General features: G+C 43.5%; 13 protein-coding genes. 8 read left to right on the top strand and 5 right to left on the bottom strand.

Features of this window, described 5'->3' with window-relative positions:
• Positions 1-73: 73 nt before the first annotated feature.
• The 4 genes from ACFP56_RS16285 to ACFP56_RS16270 are packed head-to-tail and all read right to left on the bottom strand — an operon-like array spanning position 74 to position 4,023.
• On the bottom strand, positions 74-889 hold the full coding sequence (locus ACFP56_RS16285) for an ABC transporter ATP-binding protein (RefSeq protein ID WP_379236442.1): 816 nt from the start codon (positions 887-889) through the stop codon (positions 74-76).
• Entirely contained in the window at positions 889-1,914 is a 1,026-nt protein-coding gene (locus ACFP56_RS16280; RefSeq protein WP_379236440.1) for a FecCD family ABC transporter permease, read from the bottom strand. Before ACFP56_RS16280 ends, ACFP56_RS16285 begins: the two co-directional genes overlap by 1 nt.
• A complete protein-coding gene (locus ACFP56_RS16275; RefSeq protein ID WP_379236438.1) occupies positions 1,911-2,951 on the bottom strand; it encodes a FecCD family ABC transporter permease in 1,041 nt (346 codons plus the stop codon). The genes ACFP56_RS16280 and ACFP56_RS16275 overlap by 4 nt, the downstream gene beginning before the upstream one ends.
• Positions 2,944-4,023, bottom strand: coding sequence for an iron-siderophore ABC transporter substrate-binding protein (locus ACFP56_RS16270; RefSeq protein ID WP_379236436.1), 1,080 nt, complete (start codon positions 4,021-4,023; stop codon positions 2,944-2,946). Before ACFP56_RS16270 ends, ACFP56_RS16275 begins: the two co-directional genes overlap by 8 nt.
• A gap of 203 nt (positions 4,024-4,226) precedes the next feature.
• Here ACFP56_RS16270 and ACFP56_RS16265 point away from each other — a divergent pair, with 203 nt between their 5' ends.
• The gene (locus ACFP56_RS16265; protein ID WP_379236434.1) at positions 4,227-5,144 is read left to right on the top strand and encodes a polysaccharide deacetylase family protein; all 918 of its coding nucleotides are present in this window, start codon (positions 4,227-4,229) and stop codon (positions 5,142-5,144) included.
• Between the two features lie 709 nt (positions 5,145-5,853).
• Complete coding sequence (locus tag ACFP56_RS16260) at positions 5,854-6,621, top strand: helix-turn-helix domain-containing protein (RefSeq protein ID WP_379236432.1); 768 nt, start codon at positions 5,854-5,856, stop codon at positions 6,619-6,621.
• A 126-nt stretch (positions 6,622-6,747) separates the two neighbouring features.
• Here the strand turns inward: ACFP56_RS16260 and ACFP56_RS16255 are convergent, their stop codons facing one another.
• Positions 6,748-7,770 carry a LacI family DNA-binding transcriptional regulator gene (locus ACFP56_RS16255; protein WP_379236430.1) on the bottom strand — a complete coding sequence of 341 codons (1,023 nt, stop codon included), beginning with the start codon at positions 7,768-7,770 and terminating at the stop codon, positions 6,748-6,750.
• A gap of 387 nt (positions 7,771-8,157) precedes the next feature.
• Between ACFP56_RS16255 and ACFP56_RS16250 the strand changes: the two genes are divergently transcribed.
• The 6 genes from ACFP56_RS16250 to ACFP56_RS16225 are packed head-to-tail and all read left to right on the top strand — an operon-like array spanning position 8,158 to position 15,096.
• On the top strand, positions 8,158-9,501 hold the full coding sequence (locus tag ACFP56_RS16250) for a DUF4832 domain-containing protein (protein ID WP_379236428.1): 1,344 nt from the start codon (positions 8,158-8,160) through the stop codon (positions 9,499-9,501).
• Positions 9,498-10,784 (top strand): acyltransferase domain-containing protein, encoded by a 1,287-nt coding sequence (locus ACFP56_RS16245; RefSeq protein ID WP_379236426.1) that lies wholly within the window; start codon positions 9,498-9,500, stop codon positions 10,782-10,784. Before ACFP56_RS16250 ends, ACFP56_RS16245 begins: the two co-directional genes overlap by 4 nt.
• A gap of 13 nt (positions 10,785-10,797) precedes the next feature.
• On the top strand, positions 10,798-11,886 hold the full coding sequence (locus ACFP56_RS16240; RefSeq protein ID WP_379236424.1) for a DUF4832 domain-containing protein: 1,089 nt from the start codon (positions 10,798-10,800) through the stop codon (positions 11,884-11,886).
• 51 nt (positions 11,887-11,937) lie between these two features.
• A complete protein-coding gene (locus ACFP56_RS16235) occupies positions 11,938-13,227 on the top strand; it encodes a Gfo/Idh/MocA family protein (RefSeq protein WP_379236422.1) in 1,290 nt (429 codons plus the stop codon).
• Positions 13,228-13,240: 13 nt separating this feature from the next.
• Positions 13,241-14,203: an ABC transporter permease gene (locus ACFP56_RS16230; protein WP_379236420.1), complete on the top strand. Its 963-nt coding sequence runs from the start codon at positions 13,241-13,243 to the stop codon at positions 14,201-14,203.
• Positions 14,203-15,096: a carbohydrate ABC transporter permease gene (locus ACFP56_RS16225; protein ID WP_379236418.1), complete on the top strand. Its 894-nt coding sequence runs from the start codon at positions 14,203-14,205 to the stop codon at positions 15,094-15,096. The genes ACFP56_RS16230 and ACFP56_RS16225 overlap by 1 nt, the downstream gene beginning before the upstream one ends.
• The last annotated feature ends 50 nt before the right edge of the window (positions 15,097-15,146 follow it).

Genomic DNA, 15,146 nt, shown 5'->3' with positions numbered 1-15,146 from the left:
TACTGCAATTACTTTTGTAACAGCTCCTAATCATGTAACTGCAAAAGAAACTAAGAGGGGGGAACGCCCATACCTAAGGCGTGTCCCCCTCATTTACATGATACCTTCCCTTCGGGATAACCATGGGCGAGTCTGAAATTGGATCATTGATGACGGTGCATTCAAGGCCAAAAATGTGTTTTACTAATGTACTAGTTATGACTTCTGATGGCGTGCCCTCGGCAACAAGCTTGCCTTCATGCAGAGCAAAAATGTAATCGGCATATCGGGCAGATAGGTTAATATCATGTAGAACCATCACGATCGTCGTTCCGTATTTGCGATTGAGGTCCGTAAGCAGGTCTAGAATCTCAACCTGATACGTAATGTCCAGGAAGGTGGTTGGTTCATCGAGAAACAGAATATCGGTTTGCTGAGCAAGAGCCATTGCAATCCAGACACGCTGTCGTTGCCCGCCTGACAGCTCATCAATATTATGATTGGCAAACTCCGTAATATTCATGATTCTCATTGCCTCCGCAACGGCCTCGGTGTCTTTTTTCGTCCAACCGCCTAGCAGGGACTGATGCGGGAATCTTCCTCGTCCAACCAAGTCAGAAACTGAGATGCCTTCGGGAACAATCGGAGATTGCGGAAGCATGCCTACGATTCGTGCCAAATGCTTGGGCTTTAACTTCCCAATTGGCTTGCCGTCCAGCATGACACTGCCGGAGCTCGGCTTAATAAGCCTTGCCATCGTTTTGAGAAGGGTCGATTTCCCGCAGCCGTTCGCTCCTATAATGACGCTGATTTGATGACTCGGTATAACGAGATCGATGCCCTTGATAACAGGTTTTTGCTCGTAGCCTGCTACTAGCTTTTCTGTTTTGAATAAATGTGTCGGTCGCATTATAATTCTCCCTTTCGATTCATTCGGATTAACAAGAAGATCAGATAAGGGGCTCCAAGCAATCCCGTTATAATGCCAACAGGGAATCTGTATGCAAAAGCGAATTGTCCAATCAGATCTGCTGCCAAAACCAAATTAACACCAACAAGACCGGCGGGAATGACGTTGGAGAAGCCAACACCTACGAGTCGTTTTGCAATAGGTCCTGATAAAAAGGAAACAAAAGCGATCGGACCAGTTGTAGCAGTAGCAATAGCAATCATAAAGACTGAGCTTACGATAAGTGCAATTCTCGTACTATCCGTATCCATGCCAAGTGATGAGGCCGATTGTTCCCCAAGCTCCAGTATATTCAGGTGATTGCCCAGCAACACAACGATTGGCGTGCAAAGGATAACGGTTATAGCTAGAGGAGGGAGCTCCTGCATTTGAGAGCCGTTCAAGCTTCCGGCCAGCCAACGAAGTGCAGCAGGAATATCCTGTTCAGCGCCCATGAGCAGCAGATAAGAGATTACGGCATCGAGCATGGCCTGTATTCCGATTCCTACTAATATTAAGCGGCCGATTGAAAAGGACCGTCCTCTAGATAATAGATAAATGAGGAAAGCTGTTGCAAGCCCGGCAATAACGGATGCAACGGATATGACTGTACCACTGGCATGAAGCACAGTAATGCAAAACACAGCTGCGGCGCTTGAACCGGAAGTAATCCCAATTACGTTCGGGTTGGCAAGCGGATTGCGCAGCATCGTCTGAAAGACATACCCTGCAACACCGAAAGCGAATCCAGCCAAAAGACCAGCTAGCATTCTAGGCAGTCGTATTGTATTAACGGCAAAGGACACGCCTTTGAGCTGTTCTCCTGCAAGCGCGCGAATCACATCTTGTACCGAATACATCGTGCTCCCTAGCAAAAGCATGGCGCAGCAAAGCATCATTGCAAGTACAGTAAGGAGGCTGGTCACAAGCACCCATCGGCGGCGCCTCTGACGTCTGCCTGCCATAATAAACTCAACATTATTCATAGTGAACGCACTTTCGCCTTCATAGCTAGTATGATTAATATTGGAGCACCTACAAAGGCTGTTACCACTCCGACTTCAAGCTCTCCTGGGCTGCCGATAAGCCTGCCAATTACATCCGATATCGTTAAAATGACAGCTCCGGAAAGAGCCGACATTGGTATAACAAAACGTAAATCAGGGCCAAGCAGCAGTCGTATGACATGCGTAGCTAAGAGCCCGATAAAACCGATAGGACCTGCTAAGGCAGTCGTCGCCCCGCACAACAGAACACCTGCAAGTGCTGCAATCAATCGTAATACTCCTGATCGCACTCCCAATCCAGTGGCAACCTCATCACCTAGCGCGAGCGCATTTAACGCAGGAGCAGTCATAAAAGCGACTAGTATTCCGATAATTAGAAAAGGAATGAACGTTGTAATTCCACTCCATGTTGCGGAACCTACACTGCCTACCTGCCAGAAACGGAATTGATCCATAACATAGGAGCGAGGGATCATAATGGCGGTAACAAGAGAAGCAAGAGCAGCGCTTGTCGCTGCCCCCGCCAGCACAAGCTTAATGGGCGTGGCACCGCCACGACCCATAGAGCCAATACCGAAGACGAAAACGGCAGTGATCGCAGCTCCTGCAAGGGCGAGCCATATATATTGACTAGCTGTGCTGATATTCAAAAAGGCAATTCCACATACAACAAACAATGCAGCACCTGTATTCACGCCCAGTATGCTAGGATCAGCTATCGGGTTGCGCGTGACGGCTTGCATTAACGCACCCGAGACACCAAGCGCTGCTCCGCAAAGCAAGCTGAATACTGTTCGAGAAATTCTCTTGCGAACCACATTTGCCTCGTAAGAATCGATATGCGAATAAAAGAGACCGTCAATCAGTTCATGAAAGCGAACCGACCGAGCGCCAAATATCAACGAAGCAAGCACTACGATGACTAAAGCCACCAGACATATGATGAGCACAAGCGTAAAGCGCTTCGGGATATGTAGGCTCGGCAGGTTGTTATTCGGAGTAACGGTACTATTCATTGACTTTGTCAATAGCTCCAGCGATTAGCTCGAGGTAATCGTCAATCGTATAGGCGATTGATAGCGGATTAGGGTTACCTGCTGCTGCAAGCGGCGTACCGTTGCCAATAAAGAGAACAGACCCTCTCTCAATTGCAGGGATTTTTCCAAGAAGCGAATCTGCTTTGACCGCTTCGTACAGGCTTTCATCACCGTAACCAATAATGATATCGGCATCGCTTAACATATCCGCATTCTCAGCGCTCAATTTTAAGGAGTAAGCAGTCGGATCGGTAATCGCCTGTACAACACTTTCTGGGTATGTCATGCCAAGCTCAATTAGAAAAGCACCACGCGGATCGACAGGCGTATACAGATGCAGCTGGGACATATCATTAGCAGAGAAGTTCACCCAAACGACCTTTTTACCCTGCATCTGAGGGTATTGGCTTGCTTTCTCCTTGATCAAATTCTCCGTATCCTCAATAAGCTGCTCTCCTTCTGCCTTCATGCCCATGCCTGTTGCATTCATCAGTACCTGCTCACGCCATGTTGTCGCCCAAGGAGCGCTTTGGTAAGGAACGACAGGAGCAATTTGGCTTAAAATATCGTAATCCTCTTGCGTAATACCGGAATAAGCAGCAAGAATGACATCTGGGTCGGAGTCAGAAATAGCTTCGAAATCCAGACCATCCGTATCTTGATAAATATTAGGGTTCTCAACGTTAAGCTTTTTTAACTGCTCTGCTGTCCAAGGCAACAGCCCACTATCATCTTGAACGCCGTAGTTTGCCGCGGAAAACCCTACGGGAACGACACCAAGTGCAAGGACAACATCATGATTCGCCCATTGAATCGTTGCCACACGTTCAGGCTTGCTTTCAATGACGGTTTCGCCAAAAGCATGTGTAATCACGATAGGATATTGCTCCTCTGGCGATTCGGTTGGTGCGGACTCTACTGACGCGGAATCACTCACAACAGGAGTTGGTGAAGGTGCTTGATTAGCTTGTTGACTGGAGCATCCAGCGAGCATAGCGAGTATAACGATTACGGATACGAGCAGCATTTTTACAGAAGTATTTGCATTCATGTGAGAAACCTTCCTTTTCATAAGCGATATAGGTAAATATGTACTGGCCATTTAAATGATAATGATTATCATAATCGTTTATAAATATATAATCTCTCAATCAGATTGTCAATAAAAAATTAGAAAACGATAGCAGATTAGGAATATGTAGAGCAAAAAAGTCGAATACTCACCATAATAGGTTTCGTTTGGAGGTATGAGAAATGTTGAAATTCAAATGTATGCTGTTATCGTTATGCGCACTGCTGCTTTGCTCATGTGGTCAAAGCAACGGAGCGCTTGAGCGTGAAAAGTCAGGGCAAGGTGTTCAGTCATTGGGAGAAGAAGCTTACAAATTGCCTGCTGATTCGATAGACCCGCCGCGGCACGAACAATATGAGGATGCAAATGAAATTGAAATAGGTGAAACGCCGCCGCTCGAAGGCGGACCTGAGAATGTCGAGCGTCCAAAAAGCCCGGAGAACAATCGTGCTTTGGCACAATTGTATCCGAACATCATTGCGCTGAATGCATCTTGGTCTACTAATCAGATTGCCATTACATTCGATGATGGTCCTGATCGCCGATTTACTCCTCAAGTGCTCGATATCTTGAAGAAGCATGATGTTAAGGCGACATTTTTCTTAATGGGTTCAAGGGTTAAAGGCCACCCGGATATTACCAAACGCATTCATAATGAAGGACACGTCATTGGAAATCATACATTCTGGCACCCTAAGCTGCATGCAGAAAGTTTGGAACGTATGGTCTGGGAAATCGAGGAGACCGATAAGTCGATTAAACAAATCGTTGGATATGCACCCAGCCTGTTTCGTGCGCCATACGGTGGACTGAACACGATACACGTTGAAAAGCTAGGTGAAATGGGCAAGGGCGTCATCGGCTGGTCCGTGGATACAGAGGACTGGAAACAGATTTCATCTGAGGAAGTAAAGCGTAATCTCTTGAAAGACCTTCATCCAGGTGCCATTATATTGATGCATAGTGCTGGAGATTGGACACAGGACTTGAGCGGCATGACGAAAGCGCTCGACGAACTGCTGCCGATTCTGAAAGAACGGGGCTATGAGCTTGTTACGATTCCAGAGCTGCTTCATATCCCATACATGCAGCCTTTGTAAAAAGAAAATGGAAGAAAAAGCAGTTAAGATGGATAAGTTTGGTTTTCAGTTGTATTTCATTATATTGTATGCTATAATTAGTTTTTACTGTTATATATATCTATATACGTTTATAACAAGCATTCGCTTACATAAACTGAAGATTAACATGAAAATTAATTATCTGATATATAATGATGTGCGGCTGTGAAACTCAGATAGAATTGTAATTGAAGCATGTGCTCGTTAGGGATGCATACCTAATGCGAGGCTTTAATTTGAATGGAATATGAATATAAACGTGGTACGATGGTGTGTTGTACTATGATATAAGCTTATGAAATGAAATGTTAATGATGTTTGCTGAAGATTGACAATGCGGCAAACAAGGGAAACCGGATGTATCTAACAGATCAAGGCATGAAACAATTGTTGAATCTCTCTTATGTGACAGATTCGCTCTCACTTGGGAGATGAATGAACAATTTGCCGTGTACAGATTTGTAAGTGGAGCCACTAAAGAGTGGTGACTGTTTCGAGAGGTAGGGCGAAACCGTAGGATATCTTGCCTTAAACATGCAAAGCCATAACCAATAAACTGGTTATGGCTTTTTCTATTTTCAACTGTAACTATAGTTTTTCAACCACTGGTTGAAGACTCGCATACGCCTCTATACTCAAATGCAAGGATATACGTTATTGTAAAGTAAATCGATGAGGAGGGATTGTAATGGATAACTTAAGTAATATGGGTAAGAAGATTGCTCAACTTCGGAAGTCCCATGGGATGACGCAAGAAGAGCTAGGAAAGCGATTATCGGTATCTGCACAAGCTGTATCTAAATGGGAAAATAGTGATTCGCTACCCGATCTATCGCTTATTGTAGAGCTCGCAAAAACGTTTGACAGCACAACGGATTATTTATTAGGGCAAGAAGGAGGGCTTGCAACGTTGCTCCCACAAATTCGTGACTCCTTTGCCAATATGTCGACAGATGAAAAAATAAGCTTCCTTGGAGAGATCATTACAGTGGCAGAACCAATTATACCGAGAGCTGAACCTGAACCGTCTGGACATCCATCTCTCGTACACATTCATTTGGGGCCAACTGGAATGGGGCTATGGGCGAAGGATCGGCTTGCTTGTATACTAACAACGCCATTTCTGAAAGAAGCGATAGAAACGCTACAAGAAAATACTGAGTTTCCGCTGAATTTAATTCCTCGTGAGATTGTGCAGGTCTTGTTTGCTCTATTGAGAGACATGAATGACTTGAGGCCTGACTATGCTATTGATGAAAAAACACTACGGGCATCTTTGCAGCATATTGCTAATCTTGAGCAGATTCTGGCCGAATGCATCGAGCTTGGATTTGTAGATCGAGTACGTGGAGGTTATAGACTTAATTATAAGGCAGATCTTGTTGTACGATTGCTGGCCTTGGTGCATCAAACTACTAATAAGCATGGAACAATAAATGTGGTGATTGGAAGATGATGTGAGAAACCTTAAAAACGTATACTAAATTGGAATAACCGAACTACAGCGAAATTCTGTAAACGAATTTCGCTCTAGCTCGGTTTTTTTTGCTTAACTTATGATGCTTATTCTCAAAGTGAGGATCTAGGTGGAGCTTCTTACAATTAATTCGGTGGGAAGCAGCACGCGTCTTGGTGGAAGCTCATCTCCACTAATCCGAGACAGTAGAAGCTCGACGGTCATTTTCCCGATTTCTTTTGCAGGAATGTGAATAGTAGACAATGGAGGGGAGCAATATTTCGACATTTCAATATTGGACAAGCCCATAATTGCTACCTCATCAGGAACTGAAATCCCCTTATTATAAAGGGCGCTAAGTGCTGCCATTGCCATTAAGTCACTTGCTACGAAGAAGGCAGTTGGGTAATCCTTTGAATCAATGAGTTGATTCATTTGCTCGATGCAAATGCTTTCGTCCCACATGCAATCAATAACCCATTTTGGATTTACCTCCAGGTCTGCTGCATGCATCGCAGCGAAATAACCGCGATAACGTTCACTATAACGGATATTTTCTTTTAATCCGCTCCCGCCAATAAAACCTATTTTACGATGACCTTTTTGTATGAGATGCTCTACTGCAGTTGAAGAGACATGATAGTGATCGTAACCGATATTATCGATTTCCAAACGTCCGGTATCAATCCCAACAATATGAGGAACCCGCTTTCTTAAGTAATCATAAGTTTCAGTTTGCAGGGATTCCATAAGAATCAAACCAGATATTGGTTCGCTAAAAGTATGGAACAAAACCTTTTGATCGACTAACTCATGTCCTGTTTTTATAAAGGCAATATCGTACCCTTTACTCGTGAGTTGTTCCTCTGCTCCAGACAATATCGTCATAAAGTAGGGGTCATTATACTTATCTTTAGTCACACTAAGCACGCAGCCAATTTTGATATCGCTACTAGCAGCAGCGTTTGGACTAGCGGGACTTTGGCGCTTGGTGTTTGAGTTAAGGTTATAGTTAAGCTTCATAACAGCTTCCCAAACCTTGGCGCGTGTTTCGTCAGTTATTTTGTAAGTAGAGTCATTGTTCAATACTCTGGAAACCGTAGCAGCTGAAACATTAGCCAGGTTGGCTACATCTCTAATTGTACTCATGAATTTACATGTCTTCCTTTCTCATCTGAACGGCTATTAGTTTTAGTATATCATGAACATCAAGGTTTACGAAACGATTAACATGAAAACAAAATATTATTTATTTTGTTTCGTAAACACGAAACAAAAGAGAAAAAAGCAATGATGTTATTCTGAAACAAACTAAAGAAAAACCTGTAAAATCAGGGTTTTTCCATAAACCATGTCACTATATATGACACAAATACGTTATATAAAAAAAATGACAGCGCTTAATATTTTAATTTCTTAAAAAATACGTATTGAAATATGTCATGAAAGTGATATAATTACGAAATAAGATTTAGTAAACAAACGAAATAATCAACGAAACAAATTAAAGGGTGTTTCTTGAAAGGAGAATGGATCTTGAAAAAAGCTGTCACCGTTTTTCCTTCGCGTTTAGATGAGTGGTTTACAAATCCCGGGATAGGCTTTACTTCAGCACAAGCTTTAATGGGGCCAATAACAGAAATTAGAGACACCAAAGGTAGAATTGTGGAGCCGTATCGTTTTACCCCAACAAGTAAAACGTGGAATCATCCCGATAGCAAGCTTGTGTTCTTCAGTGTTCGCTGGAAAGATATCGAGCCGATTAAAGGAGATTTCCAATGGGATCGTATAGAAGAAAAGCTTTTATCGGCTCGCAGTCAAGGCTGTACTGCAATTGTCAGATGCTCGCCTTACGCATTGCAGCAAGAGGATGATATTCCTCAATGGCTTCGTGAAATGTATCCTGAGAACCCATCCTTTCCATTTTGGCGAATTGATCCAAATACTACACGATATGCGGACTATTGGGCTGAATTTATTCGCGCTTTTGCAGAGAGGTTTGACGGACATCCTGTTATTAGTTCGATTGATCTGACAATTGTTGGAGCTTGGGGAGAAGGTGGCGGTACGGAGTTCATGGATCCAGAAGCGGTATCCAAAATTATAGATGCCTACATGGATGGGTTTAAGCTTACTCCTTTGCAATCCTTATTGCATGATCCAATGTCCAGTCACATTTTGCTGTCCAAGAAAAGAAAAGTAGGCTTTCGAGTCGATTGTCTCGGTGATATGGGCGGTTTTCATGGACAACGATGGTCGCATATGACGGACTTTTATCCGCAAAACATTCAGAATTTCGGTATGTCTGATGCATGGAAAAAGGCCCCTATTGTATTTGAAGCGTGCTGGCATATGCAAGACTGGCACGATCAGGGCTGGGACATTGATTACATAATTGAAGAATCGCTAAAGTGGCATATTTCTTCTTTTAATAGCAAATCAACAGTTGTTCCTAAACCATGGCAGCCCGCAGTAGAAAACTGGTTAAAGAAAATGGGGTATAGATTTGAACTGAGAAAGTTCGTTTTTGATTCACTTGTGACAGCAGGAGAATCTCTGATGGTAATGGGGCTATGGGCTAACGTAGGAGTAGCACCGATATATAGCCAATATCCGCTAGTTGTCCGGTTAGTCGGTGAGGAGGCAGAGTATGTGTTTAAGAGTCAGGAGGATATACGACGATGGCTGCCTGAAGAGGATGTATGGTGGGAAGAGAGCTTTTTGCTTCCCAAGGATATGGTTCCAGGAAGCTATGAGATTCAATTAGGAATCGACACACAAATGAAAGAGGTCGGTCATGTAAAGCTTGCGATAGCAGGGTTGAAGGATGGCTATTATCCAATGGGTCACATTGTGATTGAGAGGGGTATCGATTCATGATTAGCAGAAAGCCCGATTACGAGCAATGCATTGCACATTGTCAATTTGATTATGTCCCAGATGGACTTATGGAAAGATACCAGTATTTTGAAGCCGATGTAGGCAATCAACTGATTAACCGAGATTACCTGGAGAAGATGTTTAACAAATACGAGGTGCCGGAGTTTGCAAGACGAGATTTACTTCAAAGCATAGAGGAAATCGAACAGGACGACATATTATTTCTGTTTAGCTGCTTTTTAATTAAGCAGCTATGCATAGCGAGAGAAATGTGTGATGAAGTTGACTACAGGCCGATGTACCCAGCCTGCATCAAATCAAGAGAGAGATATCCTTTTTTGCTATTGCTAGCTTGCATTGAGCCATCGGAACGACGGATGGCAGCCCGAGGAATTCCTTCATCCTATTATGCAGATATTGCTGGTACATTCCTCTCACCGCAGCTTACTCGTTTCGTGCGTTATGGTGATGCTACGGTCAAGGACTTTCCGTGGGAGCTGAACTTTTATACATTGTCTATTTTTTTGCATGATAGGTTTTATTTTATCCCACACACCTTTAGCGATAATTTTCGCGTATATCGCCATCGTCAGACTGGGGAAGTATTGGCTCTATATCTTGCGGGAGAAAAGGTTCGCAAGGATGGTCAATTGGACGGAGTAAATGGAATTTACGATATAGAAGGCAGCTTTACAACACAATGGCTTGAACAAAATGGGGAACGATCCGCTCATCGCATTAACCCCTTCGGTTTTATCGAATGCAAGCCAACAACGATTAAAAGTGCTGATTGGGAATTGGTGCTGCAGCCGGGTAGTCGGATGCTGGCATTGCATATTCCATCAGGTCCTGGCTATACGACAGAGCGTTTGAAAAGCTCGATGTCTATGGCAGCCTCCTTCTATGCAACGTATTTTCCCGAGCAGAAAATTCAGGGATTTTGGAGCGAGAGCTGGTTATATGATGGGCGATTAAGTCTTTGTCTTGATGAAAAGAAGAGCAACATTGTAAGGGTGCAGCGTCAATTTTACAATTACCCGGTAGCAAGTGGAGACAGCATGATTCATCTTGAGCTTTTTGGTGATCGAGCAACTGATCCACTTACCTATCAAGCTAAAACCTCTCTGCAACGTGCCGTTATTCGGGAATATCAAGCAGGGGCACGTTTTCACACAACAGGAATGTTCGTGTTGTTAGAGGAGCTCGAGCAAATTGGGAATGACCCTTATGTGAACGAACAGGATTTAATTGATTTTCTGAAAATTATGAAAATTAAATTCTAAGGAGGTGCATCTGATGCATAATTGCTTTGCGCTAGATCAATATGAGGCTTATCAGACAATTATGGCACGTCCGCAATTGGTAGAAGGCGATTGGAGGCATGATAGCTTTCAGTCTATCAAGCTAAAGTGGAGGGAATTGGAGCCAGAACGCAGTCATTATCAGCTGGATAGAATTGAGGCTAACATTGCCAAGGCTCAGCAACCCTATATCGTGTTATTGATCGAGCCTGATTTGCCAAATTGGATAGCATCTGAACGTAAAAGTGAGCAATATGCAGCATTGATTAGGAAGATTGGCAGTGTGTTTGGCAGTGATACGCGCATGTTTGCGGTAGTAGCAACGATGCTGGAGGACACCATTGAAGAGTGGGAAGCCTATATCGATTCTTTTCAAGCGCCTTATCTATTAGCTGACGTGCGCAATGCTGCTTTTATCCGCTATTTGCGTGCACAACAGCATGCCTTTGGCTTGTGGTTGACTGCAGAAGAGAGCAATTGGCTGGAGTACAGCGAGCAAATTGCTAAACTGCGTCTCGGATCGATATGGAAGCAGCAGCCTGTGCTGCTTGCAGTGCCCGATCTAAAGGTGGGAGAAGGGCTGCGCAATGAGGCAAGAAGATGGCATGTCGCTTTAAGCGATATAGAAGGCCCCTTTGGTGCTCGGTTAGCGTTAAGGAGAGTAGCATTCCCGGTGGTTGCTTATACAGGAAAGCATTTTCCGCTGCGTCTTTGGTTTGTGAATGATGGCACCTGCAAGTTTTATCGGCCATTCAAACTGTGGCTTCGATTGAAAAATGAACAGCAACAAATTGAGTTGGAGCTTGGAGCTGATACATCGACATGGCTAACGGGAGACCTCGTTCACAATGAGATAGTACTTCTTCCTGATATGCCTGCTGGAGCCTATCAGCTAGCCATTGGCGTGAAATATGAAAATGGCGAAACCTTGAAATTAGCCATTCAAGGGCAAGGCGAGGACGGGTTTTATGAAGCGGGGCTTACGACCATGATGTGCACAGATGGCGATCCGTATCAAGAGATATGGAAGTCCTATTATCCGGAAGGATATTATCCGTTGGAAGATCCCCAGGTCCCCGAGTGACATGCGACTTGGTTTACATCATTCATCTTTGAGAGAGTTGGAGGGAATACTTTGAAGCTAGTATTAATCGGTGCAGGTCAAAGAGGCATGATATATGCAGGCTATTCAGACCCAAGAGTGGAGATTGTAGCAGTCATAGAGCCGCATGAAGAACGAAGAAGAGTGGCAGCGGAGAATTTTCATATACCACTTGAGTATCAATTCGAGTCAGTAGAGCAATGGGCGCGTCAAGAGAAAATAGCGGACGCCGTAATCATTGCTTCTATGGATCTTGATCATTATCAAGCATGCATGATCGCACTTGATTTAGGCTATGACATTTTGCTGGAGAAGCCAATCTCTCCAAGTCCTGAAGAATGCATTGCCATTCAGCAAAAGGCTAATGCGTTAGGTCGTGAGGTCATTGTATGCCATGTGTTGCGCTATACACAGTTTTTCACAGAAATTAAAAAGATTATCGACAGTGGCACGCTTGGCAAAATTATAACGATTCAACACAACGAAAACATCGGAAATTTTCATATGGCTCATTCGTTTGTACGCGGAAACTGGCGTAGAGCGGAGCTTGCTAGTCCAATAATTATGCAAAAGTCTTGTCATGATATGGATATTTTGTCTTGGCTTGTTGGCAGTAATGCCAAACGTATTTCTTCCTATGGCGACCTTACTTTCTTCAAAGAAGAAAATGCGCCAGAAGGAAGTACGGAGCGCTGTCTGGATTGTCCTGCTGCTTCAGCATGCAGATTCGATGCACGAAAAGCATACTTGCCGATTAGAGGCCAATGGCCGGCAACCGTCATAAGTCATGACCAGACCGAGGAAGGTCTGTTGAAAGCATTAGAAACGAGTCAATATGGACGCTGCGTGTTCCGTACTGACAACGATGTATGCGACCATCAAGTTTCCATTATTGAATTTGATAACGGGGTAACCGTCACCTTTAACCTAAGCGGATTTACGAACAAAATGTATCGCACTATCAAAATTATGTGTGAGCATGGTGAAATTCGTGCAGACGATAGCGCTAATGTAATTGAGATTACGAGATTTTCCTCTAACATGGTGGATCGTCTTCAGCAGGAGGTTATTCGCCCAGCGCTTGTTTCGGGAGGACATAATGGTGGCGATGCAGGCTTGATGGCTGATTTCCTGGATCGTTTGGACCCTGTTGCGGGCAAGAAAAAAACAGAAGGCAGTCGTTCCTCAATTGATCAATCAGTAGAAAGCCATATTATGGCCTACGCTGCGGAACGAGCAAGATTAAGCGGTGAGATTATTGATATCCATCAACTGAAGCAGGAAATGCTCAACAAGCTTTCGGAAAATTCAATGATGGTGTAAGGGGGGAGAGAGGATGAACTCCACAGTCGACGATACACACATGCAGGAGCTTAAGCCAGTTAAAAAGGGTTTTCTCTATGAAATCAAGCGACATCGTATTTTGTACCTCATGACTGTGCCAGCCATTATACTGCTGCTTATGTTTAGCTATATTCCGTTTGTTGGTGTTTGGATGGCTTTCACTGAATTTAATGTGGTGGATGGCATATTTGGTAGCCCATTTGTCGGACTGACAAACTTTGAATATTTTTTCTCCAAGTACAGCATGGGATGGCAAGTCACTTACAACACGTTAGTAATTAATTTTTACAGTATTATTTTAGGGATTATTTTCCCGGTAGGTATTGCCATTCTTCTTAATGAAGTGCGCAGCGTTGCCTTTAAAAAGCTAACGCAAAGTATGATGTTTTTCCCGTACTTTATTTCATGGGTTGTTGTAGGTGCAATCGTCTATGGTGTGTTTTCAACCGATGTAGGGGTTGCGAATAATATTCTTCAGTTTTTTGGATTTGAGCCGATTCGATGGTATTCTGAGCCGCAATATTGGAAGCCGATTATCATTCTGGCAAGCGTATGGAAGTTTAGTGGGTACAGCTCCATTATTTATATGGCTGCTATGTCGAACTTCGATCACAGCTTATATGAGTCAGCCAAGGTCGACGGAGCAAGCAAGCTCCAGCAAATTATATATCTCACAATTCCTATGCTGAAACCGACCATTATTGTGCTGACGCTGTTAAATGTAGGCCGGATTTTCTACGGGGATTTTGGGATGATCTACGGAATTGTAGGGGATAACCCAGTGTTGAGCGGCGAGGTGTCGGTTATTGATACCTACGTATATCAATCCATGCGAACACTCGGATTTTCATACGCTACTGCTGTTGGATTGATGCAATCGGTCATGGGGCTAATTTTAGTAACGGCAGCGAATTACTTTTCTAAAAAAATCAACGACGGAGAGGGTCTTTTTTAATGAAACTAAAAAGTTCGTTAGGGGATAGATGGGTCGTTGTGTTCGCTTATAGCTTTATTGCGATATTCGCTTTGATATGCTTGTATCCATTTCTACTAACAATTAGTGTTTCATTCTCTTCTGAAAGCGCAATTGCGAGAAATGGATACGCACTATTGCCACAGCTCCCTACTTTAGACACTTATCGCTATATATTTGTGAATAGTGGCGCTTCGATTCTGCGCTCATATGGCGTTACCTTTTTCATTACTACAGTCGGAACAGCAGGTGCTCTGCTTATAACGAGTATGATGGCATTTGCGATATCGATTAGAAAGCTAAGGTATCGTAATGTTATCGCATTTATCTCAAATTTTACGATTATTTTTTCTGCAGGCTTGATCCCTTGGTACATGGTAAGTGTCAATTACTATGGCTTGAAAAATACGATCTGGGCAATGATTTTGCCAGCGATGCTGAATGTCTGGAATATGTTTTTAATGCGAACGTACTTTACAGCAATTTCTCCCTCTCTATTTGAAGCAGCGGAGATAGACGGTGCAAACTATTTTACGATTTTTTGGAAAGTTGCCATGCCGCTAAGCAAAACTCCTCTGTTAACCGTTGGTTTGATGTACGCCCTTGCGTATTGGAACGATTGGTGGCATGCCCTTATCTTCATCAACAAACGAGACTTATTTCCACTGCAGTACTATTTGTACAATATTCTATCCAATGTAAATGCGATAAGCTCTGGCCGCATACCAGTAGGCGCATCAGGAAGCATAACACTCCCTGCTGAGACTGTGAAAATGGCCGTTACGATCATTACAATCGGTCCAATTATGTTTTTGTATCCATTTATTCAACGATATTTTGTTCAAGGTATTATGGCAGGTGCTGTTAAGGAGTAATCAAGCTTGGTGAAGGGCCTTTTTAGAAGAAGTTCAGTAATCCGTGGACA

Source organism: Paenibacillus septentrionalis (genome assembly GCF_042659865.1).
GTDB lineage: Bacteria > Bacillota > Bacilli > Paenibacillales > Paenibacillaceae > Pristimantibacillus > Pristimantibacillus septentrionalis.
Note: the sequence above shows the minus strand (reverse complement) of the source record. Positions and strands in the feature narration are given on the sequence as shown.

What these genes read in the sequence shown, in the direction of transcription:
- ACFP56_RS16285 (WP_379236442.1), bottom strand. Translation starts at nt 889, where the DNA reads ATGCGACCGACACATTTATTCAAAACAGAAAAGCTAGTAGCAGGCTAC.
- ACFP56_RS16265 (WP_379236434.1), top strand. Translation starts at nt 4,227, where the DNA reads ATGTTGAAATTCAAATGTATGCTGTTATCGTTATGCGCACTGCTGCTT.
- ACFP56_RS16270 (WP_379236436.1), bottom strand. Translation starts at nt 4,023, where the DNA reads ATGAATGCAAATACTTCTGTAAAAATGCTGCTCGTATCCGTAATCGTT.
- ACFP56_RS16260 (WP_379236432.1), top strand. Translation starts at nt 5,854, where the DNA reads ATGGATAACTTAAGTAATATGGGTAAGAAGATTGCTCAACTTCGGAAG.
- ACFP56_RS16225 (WP_379236418.1), top strand. Translation starts at nt 14,203, where the DNA reads ATGAAACTAAAAAGTTCGTTAGGGGATAGATGGGTCGTTGTGTTCGCT.
- ACFP56_RS16255 (WP_379236430.1), bottom strand. Translation starts at nt 7,770, where the DNA reads ATGAGTACAATTAGAGATGTAGCCAACCTGGCTAATGTTTCAGCTGCT.
- ACFP56_RS16230 (WP_379236420.1), top strand. Translation starts at nt 13,241, where the DNA reads ATGAACTCCACAGTCGACGATACACACATGCAGGAGCTTAAGCCAGTT.
- ACFP56_RS16275 (WP_379236438.1), bottom strand. Translation starts at nt 2,951, where the DNA reads ATGAATAGTACCGTTACTCCGAATAACAACCTGCCGAGCCTACATATC.
- ACFP56_RS16280 (WP_379236440.1), bottom strand. Translation starts at nt 1,914, where the DNA reads ATGAATAATGTTGAGTTTATTATGGCAGGCAGACGTCAGAGGCGCCGC.
- ACFP56_RS16240 (WP_379236424.1), top strand. Translation starts at nt 10,798, where the DNA reads ATGCATAATTGCTTTGCGCTAGATCAATATGAGGCTTATCAGACAATT.
- ACFP56_RS16245 (WP_379236426.1), top strand. Translation starts at nt 9,498, where the DNA reads ATGATTAGCAGAAAGCCCGATTACGAGCAATGCATTGCACATTGTCAA.